The following is a 14664-nucleotide window of genomic DNA, read 5'->3' as shown; positions in this document are numbered from 1 at the left end:
TGAGGCCTGACCTTTCTTCGGTTATTGGCTTGATATCTTCCCGGTGACGCGTTTGAGCATCGCGGGGACTGACCAAGCCTTCTCACCGCCGAGCGCCGTGGCAGTCTCGACCAATGGTCTTCCCTCAGTCGGCGTAGGGATTGCGACGAACCTAGGAACCGCTTCGTTGACCACATGTCATCCCGGTTGCTTGAGAATGCCCGGTGCGGGTGAACGGATCGTGGCAGGTGACATCGTTGCGTGGAAACACAGAGTCATGCATCAGGCTTGGTAATTCTGCGGACGACCGAAGTCGAGAGCTTGCAGCCTCTCCCCCTAACACTTTCGATGGGATCGGCAAGCCCATTCTTCTCCATTTTGATACGGAGACGTTTAATACACGCGTTAAGCGCGTCTGGAGAGCGCCGAAGCTCATTTCCCCATACGTCATCGAGAAGCTCCTTCTGGGGGAACACCCGGAGGGGGTTCGTCGCAAGTTTTTCCAAGAGCCTGCACTCGCGAAGCGATAGAGCGATCGGCCTCTCTTCGGCTAATAAGATCGCCGTCTCACGATCTAAGGTGTACCGGCCAATAGCCACTCTACGGTCTGATCCAGAGGAGAGTCCGAGATTCCTTTCTTGGCGTCGGATATGAGCATGTAGCCGTGATAAGACCACCGAGAGGGGATTTGACTTAAGAATGAAGTCATCTGCTCCCGCGTCGAGAGACGCCGTCTCGTACGGTTCACCTTCAAGGAACGAGTAAATGATGATTGGGGTCATGACACCAGCTGCCCTCAGTTCCCGAACCAGACCGGTTCCGCTGCAGGTCGTTGGCTCGGATGATGAAACGCTCGGCCGAGACATGTTCCCCTTGGGCATGAGGTCGAACTCCACCAGAATTACATCGTATTGTTCTCGCTCAATAAGGTCGTGAAGAGCGCATGCAGATTCTGCGATCGTCACATGGAAGCCGAACCTTCCGAGGCTTCGTTGAAGAGCGGGCGCCACAATCTCATCGTTGTCTACCAGCAGCATCGACTTCATGGGCCCTCGTTTCTATGTGAAGTTTTGCAAGTGAAAGCTCGCGACAAATCAGCAACTATAGTTGCCTCAAAGGGATATACACAACTATAGTGGTTATTATGAAGTCTCCGTCCCGCGCAACCATGACAGGGTGGGCAAACCGGTCGGAGCTGACGAGAACCGCAAATCGAAGACTCCACGTCAGGTGTTTGGGCGTGCCGTCACAGAGCTGCGCGTGTCGAGAGAACTGTCGCAGGTCTCCTTGGCTTCGGCCCTTGGCTATAGCACCAATTACCTCGGACAAATTGAGCGCGGTGCTGCGAATGTGACCGTCGATGTAATGGCAGCGGTCAGCAGCTACTTCAAGTTGTCGATTGGGCAATTCTGGTCGTACGCCGAGGGGCTCCCGACTCGACCACAAAAGAAACGATAGTTCGCCGAGATTTGGCCAGCCCGGCTTCCCTGAATGCAACGATTGATATGAGCCCATGAGGGGCGATCTGCTTTCGGTACTCACCCGAGAGGTCCTCAGCTCTGTCATTCGCGCCCTTTTCGTCGAACGGCCCAGCAAATATATTTTGGTTACGAGGTTCATTGATCTCCTTGCGCCCCTGAGCCTGGCACGCGAGACTGGTTAGGTGCTCGCTGGAGTCAGGCCATAAGCACTATAGTGCCACAAACAAAAGGCACTATAGTGCCTTCAGTGGCGGCGCCACTTAGAAAGCATTGCTATGTGGCCAAAAGAGAAGAACGTCCTAGTGCGTCATTAGAGTGGGCATTTGGCCAGATTCTGCAGGTCTTGAGGAAGAAGCAAGGTTTGTCGCAGATGGATTTGGCTGTCGCAACTGGCTACAGCTTGCGCTATATCGGCGATATCGAGCGAGGGACAAAGAGCGCGACAATGCGAACCATGCACGATTTGGCCACACTGTTGAATGTGAAGCTCAGCGTATTGGTTGTCGAAGCTGAGCGCTTATGGGAGAGCGACACGAAAACAAGGAAGCGTCCTCAACGTCCAAAACAATAGCCATTTGACGGTGCATTGATCAGGAGCTCTGACTTAGGCTTGAGGGAGCCAATTTGAAGCCGCGACCTTTCACGTTCTCAACCAGATCCTGTATCTGGTTTTCATCAAGTTTCTGGCGAAAACGCTTCAGTGCGCTGTTCAGCGCAGCCGATGACTTCTTGTCCCCTTCCTGCCACAGCTTATCCAGTATCTCCTGGGTAGGAACCACCCGTTCCGGGTTCGCCGCCAATAATTCCAGTAGCTCGGTTTCTCTCGCCGTCAATGGGATCGGCTTTTCATCAACAGCCAGAACCCGGGCGGTCCGATCAAGTACAAACCGGCCTATGCCAAGCCGGCGCGTGCTGCTTGGGGCCTTTCCCATGTCACGGTCATAACGTCGAAGGTGCGCATGAATGCGGGAGAGCAGCGTCGATTTCGGGGCGCGCTTCAGGATGAAGTCATCTGCACCGGCATCGAGAGACGCCGTTTCGTACCACTCGGCCTCAAGCGCCGTATACATCAAGATCGGAGTGTTCACCTTCGCCGCTCGCAATTCGCGAACCAATCCTGTGCCGGAGGTTACTTGCGCCTGGGGCTGTTTCGGTATGCTTAGGTCAAAGTCGACCAAGATCAGATCGAATCTTGTCGTGCTCACGGCGGTATGGGCAGCTTCCGCGTTCTCAGCGATTTGAACCGAGAAGCCGAAGCCACGAAGAGTGCGCTGCAATCCCGTCGAAGAGACAAGATCAGCATCCACTAGAAGTATCGTTTTCATAGCACCTGCATGAAGATGGAGGCATCCAAGGCGGATGGGCTACTCTGCGCGCTGTTGCGACTCTATGAGCGCCATTATAGGCGGAAGCCCGGCGGTGCAAAATAGCGAAGATGCAAATTGTGCGCATAACGAACCGCATCGAACAAAAGAGCGAATTGTGTTGTTCTGGGCTCTCTCCCTTTATGTTGGCGTAGTAGCGCTGGTTTGAGCTTGTCAGACCCAGACGGCCTATGAAAGTTTCAGTCCGACATTATGAGCGGAGCTCATACCTCGGGTACTTCTCTCGACCCGGTCCTTGCCGACATGCCAGCCTGCGTGACGCAGCAGAGCTGTGATGCGGCGATAACCATAGCGACCATACTGACTGGCTAGGGTCACGATAGCCTGGGTCAGAGCATCTTCATCCTCTCGCTGTGTCGGCCGATAGCGCTGCGTGCCGCGTGGCTGCTTCACCACAAGGCACGCATGCCGCTCGCTCAGCCCATGCACCTGTCGCGCATGGTTCACCGCACAGCGACGCCGCTCAGGGCTTAGAACTTTCCCTCCGCGATGTCCTTCAGCACCAGCTTCTCCAGGCTAAGGTTGGCCACGATACGCTTCAGCTTCGCGTTCTCCTGTTCCAGTTCCTTCAACCGCCTCGCCTGGTCTACCTGCAACCCGCCATACTCTTTACGCCAACGGTAGTACGTCTGGTCCGTGATCCCGCCTTCCTTACACGCCAGCGACGTCGTCTTCCCGTTCGCCACAGAGACTTCAATCTGACGAAGCAGGTTCACCACCTGCTCTGGACTATGCTTCTTCCCTCGTGCCATACAACGCTCCTTTGTTCCCAGTTTGTATCAACTCCACTGGTACAAAAGAAGCCGGGCACTGCAGTCTGATTGAGATCATTTCGATAGACCTTCACCAAGGCTCCATCCATCGGTAGCCGACGCCAGCGCAGAAGTTCGCTGATCTCTCATTCTCAAAATACGAAGGAGTAATCGTGCTCGAATCGATTCTTACTCAGATTGATGCCGAGATCGCACGTCTGCAGCAAGCAAGAACTGTACTATTGACGCTCGACGTACCCGTTCGCCGCAAGCCAAGCAGGCCGGCGAAGACGGTGTCCGTCGCGGCGCCGACACCCGCGAAACCGAAGAAAGGATGAGTGCCGAAGCGCGAGAACGAATCAGGCACGCACAGGTGAAGCGCTGGGCAGTAGCAAAAAAGTCTGCCATTGCTAATGGAGCTCAGCCTGTCAAGAGAAGCAAGAGAGCAGCGGAAACTTCCAACTAAGGTATAGCGCCTAGCTTGTAGCAATCAGGGGATTTATTAGGCGGCCCTGAGATGGGACCCGCGTTGGACGTGGGCTCCCGGCACTTCTTCCTGTCTTGAAGCAGCAGCCTTGATTGCATCCGAGTCAGGTTTGGCTTCGTGAACACACCTCTCAAGGGTTTTGCCTCAGGTCTTCCGGCAGCAGCGAAAGGACGGTTTCCCCAAGGACGCCGTCGATCCTCGCCTCGATCCTTCGATACGCTGTCGGGATGGCCTCCTCGTCGGTGACCTTCACGGAGTCCTGGCTGTTCTTCTGGATGCGAAGCGTGAACTCTTGGCCCTCGACCTTCTTCAGATCACGGCTTAGGAGGTCGCGACTACTTTGCCATTTTCCCTCATCCATGGATATGCTGTTTGATCCGGACGGCGGTACAGATTCGCGCCGGGCAAGTAAAGATCTACACCGACAGAATCGTGGAGGTCGACTGGGTCCGGCGCTGTAGACCAAGTTCCTCCAAAGATGTCAGGTGATTGATTTCCAGCTGCAAGGTCGGCCATCCCACCGAGGAGTGTCCTGTTAGAAGGCGTCCGCTCGGCTTCGCGTCCATCCTGTACTTTCGCTCCATCTCAGGAATGCATTCGCTGACCACGCCGCGCCCCAAGGCCCATCATTGACTGATTCCGCAAACTCATGCGTGCCTTCGGCCAGAGATTCGTCCAGCATGACCCAGAAATTTGGAGGCATCTTCCCAGCAACCATTCGCGTGCGCAGCGCCTTGCCCTTGATGAGTGCGTAGTCTAAATTGCCCCCAAACTGGCAGCCCAATAGGCGGTCGGATATTTGTTTGCGGAATGCGCTGTAGCAAAAAGCACTGAGTCAGAGCCGTCTTAAGAAATAACTAAGTGCCACCATTACTCTTGAGAAATCTCACCGTCTCCATGCCTGCGTTCATCACTTCAGGGTATGCCTTTATAGTGAGCCGGCTACGATCTCCAGGACGATTTTTCCGCGCGTGCGTCCAGCAGCAGAAAGCTCAAGCGCTTGCTTGACTTCCCGGAGCGGTAGCACGGTGGCAATATGCGCCTTGAGCTTGCCCGTGTCTACCAGTTCACGGATGAGGCCCAGTTGTTCAGCGTTGGCCTTGCATTGGACCCGCGCGACGCTCACACCGTACTTCTGCGCCTCGTCCTTGGGAAACGCAACCACCGTCGCTAGGAAGCCCCCCTTCCTCAACGTGCGGAATGCCTTCTGGAAGGTGTCGCCACCTACGGTGTCGAACACCACGTCCATGTTGTTAACAACCTCTTCAAAGGCTTGCTTTTCGTAGTCGATGAACTCGTCCACGCCCAAGCTCGGCACGAATTCCTCATTTCGCCCGGATGCCATGCCAGTAACCTGCGCACCTCGGTCCTTGGCGAGTTGAACAGCAAGAGAGCCGACACCCCCCGAAGCGTTGGTGATCAGAATCTTCTGTCCGCTGCAGAGTTGGGCTACTTCGAACATAGCCTGCCATGCCGTTAGCGCGCCCAGCGGCACGGCCGCCGCGTTCACGAAGTCCAGGCTGACAGGCTTGAGCGCAAGGTTTGCTGAGTTGGTGACAGCGTACTCGGCAAAGCCACCGCACTTGATCGTGCCGAAGACTGCATCGCCTGCCCGAAAATTCTCAACGCCCTCACCGACCTTTTCCACGGTCCCGGCGATCTCACCGCCGAGGTAGATGGGCAGAGCCATGCCCATTCGCTCGCCTGCTCCATCGCGGATCTTCCAGTCCACAGGATTCACACCCGCCGCGTGGATTTTGACCAACACTTCTCCAGAGCCCGGCTCAGGACGCTCAACATCGAGGTACTGGACGACATCGTTGCTGCCATACTCGTAGATGACTACCGCCTTCATAGTTGGATTCATGGACATGTTGTGCAACTCTCCTTTTAGGGCTGCAAACATCTTCTGCCTGCTATTGGGCGTTGAAAAGTAGTGACGTTATACCGGTAGGCCGACTAAGAGGATGGACATAAACGCTGAGTACGGGCAGGGAGGTCTCTAAAGTTTCGCCGCTCACTACAAGTTCATTCGGTGCGAACAGTACCCGCCCTGCGAAATAGCCTGAATGCCTGACTGACCCGATAGCGACGACCAATTCTCTGCGCCATACGATTACATCCCGTGCGTTTGAGTGCACTCAAGCGCAAGATACCGTCTGCATCCAAAACGGCTCTGACCGACAACTTGCGTTTACTTGAGGCCCGAGTGGTGGTACGCCGCGACCTCACCCGTTCGGTTTGAATAGACAGAATGAAGACCTGCTTGCAGCTATCTGAAAGACGTGGCCCCGAACGAGCAACAGTTGCGGCGATGCATTCAGGCCGCCTACATCGGGACGACCTGACCGGAAGGTGCCCTTCGACAGCCGGCTGATGCCCGAATAGCGGGGTAATTAGGTATGTTGGAGGAAAAGCCCCGTGCAAGTCGGTCAGAGAGACCAGTGTTCAGCGAGACCATCTGAGCGTTCTTGGCAGATGAGCTTGAAGGGGTTTGAGATTCTTTGGATGCTGCTCACACTCGAAGATTCGCCGCGCATATCATTAGGGTTGTTGCTCCGGTTCAAGACGAGATCCGTCAACATTGGGAAACTTGCCGAAAGCTTTGCCCTCCGCCTTCGGCAAAATAAGGAAGAGTCATGTCAATTTCTTGGTGCCTTGCACCGTTGCTCGCGACAGCTGCGGTACTGCTTTCGCAACCGGATGACGCTAAACTGAGAGCAGAGCTTCGCGCGAAAGATGAGGTTTTGCTGAACGCGGTACATCGAGGAGATCAGAAGACCTGGGCGGCGGTCACCACTGAGGACTTCCTCTATATCGAGGATGGTCAAGTTCTAACCCGAAAACTCTTTCTAGAACAACTCAAGGAAGATGGTTATACTCCTCTGATCATCCGCACATTTGAGGTGCAGCGCATTGGCACAACCGCGATGGTATTGCACTTAGATGACGTGCCGACACGTCCACTTCGTGATAGACGCAATAGTCACCTGCTGTTTTCGGAAACATGGCAGCTGACGGGGCGAGTTTGGAAGCTGCGCCGAGTGGATATCACGCGCCTTCGAGTAGATCCTCCGGCCATCACACTCAGTCGCGAACAACTGGATGACATAACAGGGACGTATAGAGCATCCGGAGAGACTTGCACGATCCGTCGTGAAGATAATCGCATTCTTGTTTACCGTACCGGACAGCCTACGCAGGAATGGAAAGCTGAATCTCGCGATTTGTTCTTTGCGCCCGGCGACGCACGATCACGCAAGATCTTTTGGCGTTCTCAAGACGGACGAGTCACTGGTTTTGCCGACCGAGATGAGAGCAGTGAAGTAGATTGGGAGCGCCAGCTCACTCCAAGTGCAACGATCGCCCCGGAACGATAAACCGAATTAGCGGTCGCACCGGGGATAGTCTCAGAGATTCTCCCTGACAGAATACTGAGCCTATGCAGCGTCCGGTTGGGGCAAGCCCGGACCCTCCGACGTGACAAAACAAGCGGAAGATCTGCCGCTGGAACTAGCTCTCCGCGCGCGAGCCCAACTACAAGCTATCCAGATCGCTGCAGCGCAGTTGGTTATCCCGCATCCCTCAAGGCAATTGATACCCGCTCTAATGACTCACGGCCGCAGTCGAGCCGTAGCGCTGCGGAACCGATCGTGGGGATCAACTTGCAGCTTGATCGCCCGAAGTCTCTCCGCAGCTTGGCCGTAGAAGCGTTCGACCCGTTCCGTGTCTGAAGGAGCAAGGAAATTGACGTACCCACCCGGCATGGCCGATTTTTCGAGACTGCCGGCCACGTTGTCCAACCACTTGCGCATGATCTCCTCGCCATCCTTGTCACCAGGCTCTGACATGCCACAAGCGCGGCGGCGACATAGTGGTCTTCACGGAGCGCAAAGGCCGTCTCCGATAGCGGAACTCGGGAAGCGTAGCCATGAAAGTCGTGGAGAAATAACCGGGCCCCAAGGGAGGGCATGGTTTCGGCTACCTCAAGACATGTGTCCACCACTGCACCATCAAGGCGGCTGAGGGATCGGGTGCGGGCGCCCCAAACCTTTCCCCAAGGCCAAAGTTCACCCCTATCCAGTGTTTCGCGAAACGGCACGAGCCCCACATTCGCCACCTGGGCGCCTGGTAGGTCGCTCAACACCTTGAGAACAGCCCGTCCTTCTTCTTCTAGACCGATCCAAGCGAACTGGAGCGACAGGATGGCCGGTCCATCGTCGACTTTTGCAAAGACCGGTGTAAGGCCCAAGCGATCCGGCTCTTCATCGAGCAAATCCTGAATGATCATCAGCGGACGCCTTCCCGACGACAGCGGAAAGTTGTTTTGCGTGCTTGGTACGTGCGGACAAGAGTAGGTCGCAAGCCTTGCGGAAGTCACGACACCAAAGCCGTTGCCTCCGCCACGAAGCGCCCAAAAAAGGTCCGGTTCGTGCGTCGCATCTACGCTCACCTGCTGACCGTTGGCTAAGACCATCTCAACTCCGAGCAGCGCATCGCACACGAGACCATAGCTGCCCGCTAGTAAACCGTAGCCCCCCCCGTCGCCGCGCCAATCAAACCTACGTTTGCGTTGCACGTGGTAGGTGTCACGATATCCGACGAGAGCCGACCGAGCAGGCGGCTGGTGGTCACGCCACCACCGATGCGCGCGGCCCGCGTTACTGCGTCATAGATAACATTATCCATGTGGCGCAGGTCGACGACAAGGAAACCTGCCCGACTATTGCGCGCGAACGCATCTTCGCGGCCGCCGCAGACGCTGACCGGAACGTCGTGATCTGCAGCGATCTTCAATGCGGTTGAGACCTGCCCCGCAGTGCGGCACTCTATGCGTGCAAGCGGGCGCTGTGCCTCGGCGATGTTCCACGGTCCAAAGTCCACGCCTGGGTCGTCGCTCCCGCCAAACACATCTACTCCCTCGAGGTGAGCGCGAAGATCTGTTGCAAGCTGTACGCCTTTTTCCATCTCAATTTGCGCCTTTAATCCAGTCGACATGGTCGTTTGATCTCCTCCTGAATAAGCTAAAGCGTTTTGTTTATGCCTTCTTCGCGTCGCGTCATTCGGCGGCGCACGCTGCTGTCGCGACTAACGTTATCTCGCGACTCGGAGATATCTGTTGAGATGACAGCCGAGTTCTAAAGGGCGATGGCAGTTTCGGCCAAACACCCTTTTGATCCGGCCACACCTGCCTGGCTATTAGTTATGGAGTCTCATTCGCGACATGACCAGCTGATGAAACTTTGGAAAATTGCAGCCTCAACCAAAGGTGGGTCCCGGCGGGGGTGGTATCGCGTGGCCATTTCCTCGGCCCAGGGTATGCAATTTTCGCGGCTAGGGCGGACTGCAACTAGCTATGGTTTACTGCATGTCATTAAGTGCTGACAACAAGCCTAGTCACTTGTTGACGTGTATCCTGCCCATCATAAAGACGGTGGCATCACAGAATCTCTGGGGCGCTCGAAGACCGACTCGCCCCCTGCCGTCCACGCCTCGGACAATGGTCGTATTCGCTGCTTCTGAGATTCTTAAGACAGTGCCTGGACAATGTCTCTATTAGTTCGAAGCCGTTGGCTTTTTCCGATGAAGGTAATCGCTAAGGATTACGGAGCCACCATGATTCCTTTAAGTGTAATGACAGCCTCCCCAGCAATTCTGATAGCGATTGGCCCATCTGAAGACGAACGCGTAGCCTCAACTAGTACGCGTCCAGGCCGGCCGACTTCCCAGCCTTGACCCGCGTAGAATGAAGCCACCCCGGTTTCGTCGCCCGACAGAAGATCGTGGTGAACGAGATAGGCCCCAAGGCAACCGCTCGCATTCCCAGTGACGGGATCTTCCGGAATTCCAATGATGGGCGCAAACATGCGACCGTGGGAGAGATTGCCTGGATCGGGATCTTCCATCGTCCAGGTGTAGTAGCCGTTGCAACCAATTCGAGTGCTAAGGCTACATAAAGCATTCATGTCTGGGGACAGACCCGCAATTTTCCTCCGGCGACGAACAGGAATGACCACCTTTGAATGGCCTGTTGAAACGATTTGGACTGGGCTATTGCTCTCTACATCGCTTGCTGCCAGACCAAGGGCCTTCAGCAAAGCGTCCAACTGCTGGCCTTCCAGCGGAGGGGAGAAGTTGGCAAGCTGCTGGTGCATCCAGATCCTGATCACTCCATCGAACTTCTCAGATTCAACAGCCAGCATTCCGGCTGCAGTCTGCTGCCGACGCGTTCCAAGTGGCGCTCCTTCTACCGCCAGGACGTAATGAGCAGCGATCGTCGCGTGGCCGCATATAGGAACCTCGGCAGTGGGCGTGAAAAAGCGCACTTCAACGTCTCCGCTCGGATCGCTGCTTGGGAAGATGAAGGCAGTCTCCGATTTGTTCATCTCGCGCGCCATGAACTGCATGGCGGAAGCCGAGAGACCCCGCGCGTCGGGGACAACGCCAGCGGGATTACCTCTGAATGCCTGCCTGGTGAACGCATCCACCTGATAGATCGAATATTGCTGCACGTGTGTGCCTCCATCTTTTCTTGGAACGGCTCGTCAGCTCAGTTGTGATGATGAAGGATGCTCACTTTCAAGAATACTCAGGATCCATTCTGGCTTGTGTCGTCGGCAAGGCCGTGGGCTTGAGGCCGAAGCCCGCGGTGCTTTGAGCACATTCCGAAAAGTAGCCACCCTTAAGGAATTACAAGGCCAAGATTATAGCTCTCCGGCAGGAACGATCTCCGTCTCCTTGTAGGCGTCAAGCGGAGTATTAAGGTTTTCGGGTTTATATTCTGGCTGCATGCTGGCAAACCGAATTTTTACTGTATTTGCCAGCACTGCGTTCGCCGGCACTGTGCGATGTTTCCAAGGTCCCCACGGTATGAGCTTCCATTCATCGTGACTCGGTCCTAGGGGATTGAAGGGCATCGGCGAAAAACACTGTTGAAGGCCTTCCTCATCAAACTGCAGCCCACAAGACTTCGCGTTGTCTACCATCCAGCGCAGGGTGATGTTGGAAAGCTGACATTCTGAATAGCTTCCTCCTACGTCGCAATGGGCTCCCGGAAACCACACCTGTTCCAACTGTGAATCGTTATCCCTTTGGCTCCCGTCAGCATTGGTCCAAAGTGTTGGTTTGAATTGCGAACGGCGTTCGTCGATTGACACCGCTTGAAACGCATTCTTTATGCAATGGCTCAAGCTCGTATCTAGAAAACCGTACTTCTGTTGGTCGAAGTCGGTGAAGAGATGGCCTGGAATGCCGAGTGCGCCAACAGTGTCCCAGACACCAACCATACGCACGTCAACTTCCGTTAGACCGTATTCCTCGACGAGGGGCACTTTCGCAGCCTCTCGCTTGTCATGGTCAGTGATCCTGTACACATCAAAGATGCGCTTGACTGTCTGATTATCTAAATTCTTGGTCGGAACACCAAAGAGAGCGATCATGCCGGCCAAACTGCGAGCGGTATAAGCTCCGCGACTAAACCCGAAGACGAAGATTTCGTCGCCCGGATCCCAAACATAAGAGAGGAAGCCATAACCGTCTTGCACCTTCTGGAAGAGGCCGTCGCCCATCGCACCACCGAAAAAATGTTCGAATGGTGTGCCGTCTGTTCCCACGCCACTGTCGTAGTACTTCAACTGCGAAGGTTTATCCCCCAAGAGCATATAGAGTTTACGGACGTTCGTATCAGTTTGCATTCCGGTAGAACCATGCGGTGAATCCCATGTGCCATCCGCACAGAGAATAATTTTCTTGCTCACAAAATCTCCTATTTTGGAACCAACGTGGTTTTAGCGCGCCTGCCATTCTGCCGACGCAATGTCGGTGATCATCATCTTGCTCCTCCACTCCAAGCGTTGGATGATGCAGCGAAGAGAGGCGGCCAATCAGAATCTGCCATGGTCAGGTTGTTTTCTGCCTTCGCGTGTGGTCGGGACACTGCTTCATTCGAAAGTGCATGGCCACTGAGTACAGGGTGGCAACTTCAGAACAAGATGACCGAGCTGCACCGCAATGTCGGTCTTCTTCGTGAGCTGAAGCCCCCGGGGACGTTTCGGGCTGCGCCACCGGGCCAAAAGCAGACAACTTAGCGGGCGCTACGAACCGTTTCCAGGGCTTTCACGCGCGTCTTGGTCATGGTGTACACGCAGTCGCCATAGGCGTTGGGCTCGCCTGTACCGCCGAGCATTGATGTGCTTTGCAAGCTACAGTCCGCGTCCCTGAATGCGATCCAGGCCCGCTCTGCCGCGACGAGACGCTTCAGGATTTCCGCGTCGTCTTTGACTTCGTCCGGCTTCGGATGCTTCAGTGCTTCGGCCCAGGCCTGATAGACACTGTTCAGCCGGGCGTCCGCGAAGATCTGGGCGACGGAATTGCAGGCCATAATGTGCATGTTGCTGCTGTCTCTGGCCACGCAAGCCTTGAGCTTGGCATCGGTCTCGGAAAAATCCGACGGGCCTTGAGCCAGCGCGCCGCCGCAGGTCAGGAAAGCACAAACGCCGATCAGGATAGATTTCATGGTCGTCCCAGACACCCTCAGTTTATAGCAAAAGATTTGACGTTATGTCGTGCTATCTGCACACAAGACTTCACCATACTGCACGGAAAGTAAAATGTCAGCAGAAACGTGGTTTGTAGAATTGAAGTCGGCTATCCGGCTGATAAAGTCACAGTTCTTCTTGTGCTGTAGGTGAGACTGACCCCAGAATTCCACTCTTGGCCGAACGAGTGTGCATTTTGGCAGAATCGAGCTGTGACACCGCTCGCTACGTGAATCTAATCTTAAGCAGGTGACGGCGCTGTCCCGGAAGTTGTCCGAGATGTGCCTAAACATGCAGAGTTGCTTCTCTAAACAACCTTTCGGTCGCGTTAAAGATTGATTGATCACTGGCTTCGGGCTTGAGATTTCGAACCCGGTAGTTCCACTCCATCTCTATGAATATCGCGCCGGCGAGTGTGATCAAATGGGTCGCGCCAAATCGCCAGCCATTATAGCCAGATGATCTGGACCAGCGCTATGTCTTTTTGAGACTCATCGACAAAACAGTTTGAGGTATAAATGAACCCGCCTTTCTGCCTACACAGCTTACGCACAATTGCATACCTGGCAGTCATCGCCACCTCCATCGTTGGCACCATCTGTGCCGCGCAGGCATTCGATTCGACTGCAGACTCACTGCGATTGATCCCACTAACAACCATCAATTCGAGTGGTGATGGCTATATGGCAGACCCGCAGCCAGTTCGACTGGACAGGGCAAACGCGCTGCGCGAGGTGATTATTTCCGGAACGACCCACGCCGTCCTACAGTGTTCTTTTCCAGTTCTTGCGGAATGTTTTTCGTCTAGGTCACTACGCGTGACCGGAGGCTCACTCCAGTCAATGATTGCGGCGGCAGGAGGGCAGATCACGAATATCCAAAACGTCGATCTTTTTCAGAACGACCGGGGAGAGTGGCATGCTGCAGTAACCATTGGCATACACACGATGGCCCATCCGAAACACTGGACTGTGGTGGCGCATGCACACCCGGTCGGTCCAGTCTCGCCAGATACGCCTCCAACTGACTGGGCCGCTGACTCGCTGTTAGCCGGTTCGCTGACTGAAGCAAGCAATGGCAACTATGACGGCAAATATTACGAAGAAGACGGACGTCTATACCTACTCTATGTACGCGGCATCGCCCCTCCTCCCGCGTTGCGCAATGAGATCGTCCTGCAACCAATGCAGACGGAGACAGAGATCGCATCCGTCCCTCCGTCTGTTCTATTAACTCCCGGCGACCGCGACGGAGAGTTGAATTCCGAATGGTACGCGAATACACAGGCCAAGCTAGTGGAAGCCCCTTATCTCAGCCGAGTCGCCGGTAAGCACTTGCTCGTATACTCGACCGGTGCCTATCTCACCGAAGGCTACAAAACAGGCGTGGCGTGGTCTGACTCGCTCATGCCGGTGGGGAATGGCAGATACCGAAAAGTATTGCTGCGTGATGCCGGAAACGTATGGGGCCAGCGTGGGAGACTCGAAGTCCGCTATCTGCTGCAATCGCAAAAGCCACAATGGCCCAACTTTGTCGGCAAACAGGTGGTGGGTCCCGGTGTTGCTGCCGCGCTTGCGGCGCCCGACGGACAGTGGTGGCTCTACCTCAATGGATTCGCCCCTGGCGATATGCCTGAAGGCCCTGACGGCAAGGTACAAGGTTCGCATCGACGGCCCTTCGGACTGCGGCTACGAATGAACGTGCCATCTGACCGTCGCGTAGGTGAAGTAAGCGACAGCGAACTCGCGAATTGGATTCTGCCACAGTGACGGAGATACCCATCCTCGGCAGACGTATGACACAGAGAAAAGCGGTCCACAAAATGACTATGCTTCGGAACGGCCGTGAATACAGGAGACCGTATTCAGGGCTGCTCTCGAAGTAAGTGTGGTCACACCGGGAAGAATTCGTTGCATTTAGCGTCGATGGCCTCGGCGATCGGAACAAACGCGTGGTCCCAGTGACCTACGGTTCTGAACGGAGGTATGACTATGACATCCAAGATGCACGCCGAATTGGCGGCACTGGGCCGAATCTTCCATT

Annotated in this window: 14 protein-coding genes and 1 pseudogene; 5 read left to right on the top strand and 10 right to left on the bottom strand. The window is 55.2% G+C overall.

Going from position 1 to position 14664, the window contains the following annotated elements; translation table 11 throughout:
• Positions 1–254: 254 nt before the first annotated feature.
• Positions 255–1025 carry a response regulator transcription factor gene (locus GRAN_RS24815; RefSeq protein WP_128915756.1) on the bottom strand — a complete coding sequence of 257 codons (771 nt, stop codon included), beginning with the start codon at positions 1023–1025 and terminating at the stop codon, positions 255–257.
• Between the two features lie 130 nt (positions 1026–1155).
• On the opposite strand from GRAN_RS24815, the gene GRAN_RS27240 reads away from it, so the two are divergent.
• Positions 1156–1437: a helix-turn-helix domain-containing protein gene (locus GRAN_RS27240; protein WP_161571176.1), complete on the top strand. Its 282-nt coding sequence runs from the start codon at positions 1156–1158 to the stop codon at positions 1435–1437.
• Between the two features lie 300 nt (positions 1438–1737).
• On the top strand, positions 1738–2031 hold the full coding sequence (locus GRAN_RS24805; RefSeq protein ID WP_161571175.1) for a helix-turn-helix domain-containing protein: 294 nt from the start codon (positions 1738–1740) through the stop codon (positions 2029–2031).
• Between the two features lie 19 nt (positions 2032–2050).
• On the opposite strand, the gene GRAN_RS24800 is transcribed toward GRAN_RS24805, so the two are convergent.
• The 4 genes and pseudogenes from GRAN_RS24800 to GRAN_RS24780 all read right to left on the bottom strand — a co-directional run bounded on the left by GRAN_RS24800 (position 2051) and on the right by GRAN_RS24780 (position 5957).
• A complete protein-coding gene (locus GRAN_RS24800) occupies positions 2051–2785 on the bottom strand; it encodes a response regulator transcription factor (protein WP_128915754.1) in 735 nt (244 codons plus the stop codon).
• A gap of 270 nt (positions 2786–3055) precedes the next feature.
• Positions 3056–3597 (bottom strand): annotated as a pseudogene (locus tag GRAN_RS24795) (transposase); the annotation flags it as partial.
• Between the two features lie 617 nt (positions 3598–4214).
• Positions 4215–4445 carry a siphovirus Gp157 family protein gene (locus GRAN_RS24785; protein ID WP_114210205.1) on the bottom strand — a complete coding sequence of 77 codons (231 nt, stop codon included), beginning with the start codon at positions 4443–4445 and terminating at the stop codon, positions 4215–4217.
• Positions 4446–5012: 567 nt separating this feature from the next.
• Positions 5013–5957 carry an NADP-dependent oxidoreductase gene (locus GRAN_RS24780; RefSeq protein WP_206662850.1) on the bottom strand — a complete coding sequence of 315 codons (945 nt, stop codon included), beginning with the start codon at positions 5955–5957 and terminating at the stop codon, positions 5013–5015.
• A 225-nt stretch (positions 5958–6182) separates the two neighbouring features.
• Here GRAN_RS24780 and GRAN_RS27235 point away from each other — a divergent pair, with 225 nt between their 5' ends.
• Both GRAN_RS27235 and GRAN_RS24770 read left to right on the top strand, forming a co-directional pair.
• Positions 6183–6329, top strand: a complete 147-nt coding sequence (locus tag GRAN_RS27235) for a winged helix-turn-helix transcriptional regulator (RefSeq protein ID WP_128915799.1) — start codon at positions 6183–6185, stop codon at positions 6327–6329.
• A gap of 394 nt (positions 6330–6723) precedes the next feature.
• Positions 6724–7464, top strand: coding sequence for a nuclear transport factor 2 family protein (locus GRAN_RS24770; RefSeq protein WP_128915753.1), 741 nt, complete (start codon positions 6724–6726; stop codon positions 7462–7464).
• Positions 7465–7698: 234 nt separating this feature from the next.
• Here the strand turns inward: GRAN_RS24770 and GRAN_RS24765 are convergent, their stop codons facing one another.
• The 5 genes from GRAN_RS24765 to GRAN_RS24745 form a co-directional block, all read right to left on the bottom strand.
• Positions 7699–7899, bottom strand: a complete 201-nt coding sequence (locus GRAN_RS24765) for a BBE domain-containing protein (RefSeq protein WP_161571173.1) — start codon at positions 7897–7899, stop codon at positions 7699–7701.
• 706 nt (positions 7900–8605) lie between these two features.
• Positions 8606–9082, bottom strand: coding sequence for an FAD-binding protein (locus tag GRAN_RS24760; protein WP_128915751.1), 477 nt, complete (start codon positions 9080–9082; stop codon positions 8606–8608).
• Positions 9083–9687: 605 nt separating this feature from the next.
• The gene (locus GRAN_RS24755) at positions 9688–10596 is read right to left on the bottom strand and encodes a PhzF family phenazine biosynthesis isomerase (RefSeq protein ID WP_128915750.1); all 909 of its coding nucleotides are present in this window, start codon (positions 10594–10596) and stop codon (positions 9688–9690) included.
• A gap of 192 nt (positions 10597–10788) precedes the next feature.
• Positions 10789–11841 carry a DUF2235 domain-containing protein gene (locus GRAN_RS24750; RefSeq protein WP_128915749.1) on the bottom strand — a complete coding sequence of 351 codons (1053 nt, stop codon included), beginning with the start codon at positions 11839–11841 and terminating at the stop codon, positions 10789–10791.
• 326 nt (positions 11842–12167) lie between these two features.
• Positions 12168–12599: a lysozyme inhibitor LprI family protein gene (locus tag GRAN_RS24745; protein WP_128915748.1), complete on the bottom strand. Its 432-nt coding sequence runs from the start codon at positions 12597–12599 to the stop codon at positions 12168–12170.
• A 540-nt stretch (positions 12600–13139) separates the two neighbouring features.
• Between GRAN_RS24745 and GRAN_RS24740 the strand changes: the two genes are divergently transcribed.
• Positions 13140–14390 carry a glycoside hydrolase family protein gene (locus GRAN_RS24740; RefSeq protein WP_128915747.1) on the top strand — a complete coding sequence of 417 codons (1251 nt, stop codon included), beginning with the start codon at positions 13140–13142 and terminating at the stop codon, positions 14388–14390.
• The last annotated feature ends 274 nt before the right edge of the window (positions 14391–14664 follow it).

Source organism: Granulicella sibirica (genome assembly GCF_004115155.1).
In the GTDB taxonomy this organism is placed as follows: Bacteria; Acidobacteriota; Terriglobia; order Terriglobales; family Acidobacteriaceae; genus Edaphobacter; species Edaphobacter sibiricus.
Note: the sequence above shows the minus strand (reverse complement) of the source record. Positions and strands in the feature narration are given on the sequence as shown.

Bases quoted from the DNA above. Each gene is read 5' to 3' on its own strand.
- GRAN_RS24740 (WP_128915747.1), top strand. From the start codon at position 13,140: ATGAACCCGCCTTTCTGCCTACACAGCTTACGCACAATTGCATACCTG.
- GRAN_RS24780 (WP_206662850.1), bottom strand. From the start codon at position 5,957: ATGTCCATGAATCCAACTATGAAGGCGGTAGTCATCTACGAGTATGGC.
- GRAN_RS24800 (WP_128915754.1), bottom strand. From the start codon at position 2,785: ATGAAAACGATACTTCTAGTGGATGCTGATCTTGTCTCTTCGACGGGA.
- GRAN_RS24745 (WP_128915748.1), bottom strand. From the start codon at position 12,599: ATGAAATCTATCCTGATCGGCGTTTGTGCTTTCCTGACCTGCGGCGGC.
- GRAN_RS24760 (WP_128915751.1), bottom strand. From the start codon at position 9,082: ATGTCGACTGGATTAAAGGCGCAAATTGAGATGGAAAAAGGCGTACAG.
- GRAN_RS24815 (WP_128915756.1), bottom strand. From the start codon at position 1,025: ATGAAGTCGATGCTGCTGGTAGACAACGATGAGATTGTGGCGCCCGCT.
- GRAN_RS24765 (WP_161571173.1), bottom strand. From the start codon at position 7,899: ATGCGCAAGTGGTTGGACAACGTGGCCGGCAGTCTCGAAAAATCGGCC.
- GRAN_RS24785 (WP_114210205.1), bottom strand. From the start codon at position 4,445: ATGGATGAGGGAAAATGGCAAAGTAGTCGCGACCTCCTAAGCCGTGAT.
- GRAN_RS24770 (WP_128915753.1), top strand. From the start codon at position 6,724: ATGTCAATTTCTTGGTGCCTTGCACCGTTGCTCGCGACAGCTGCGGTA.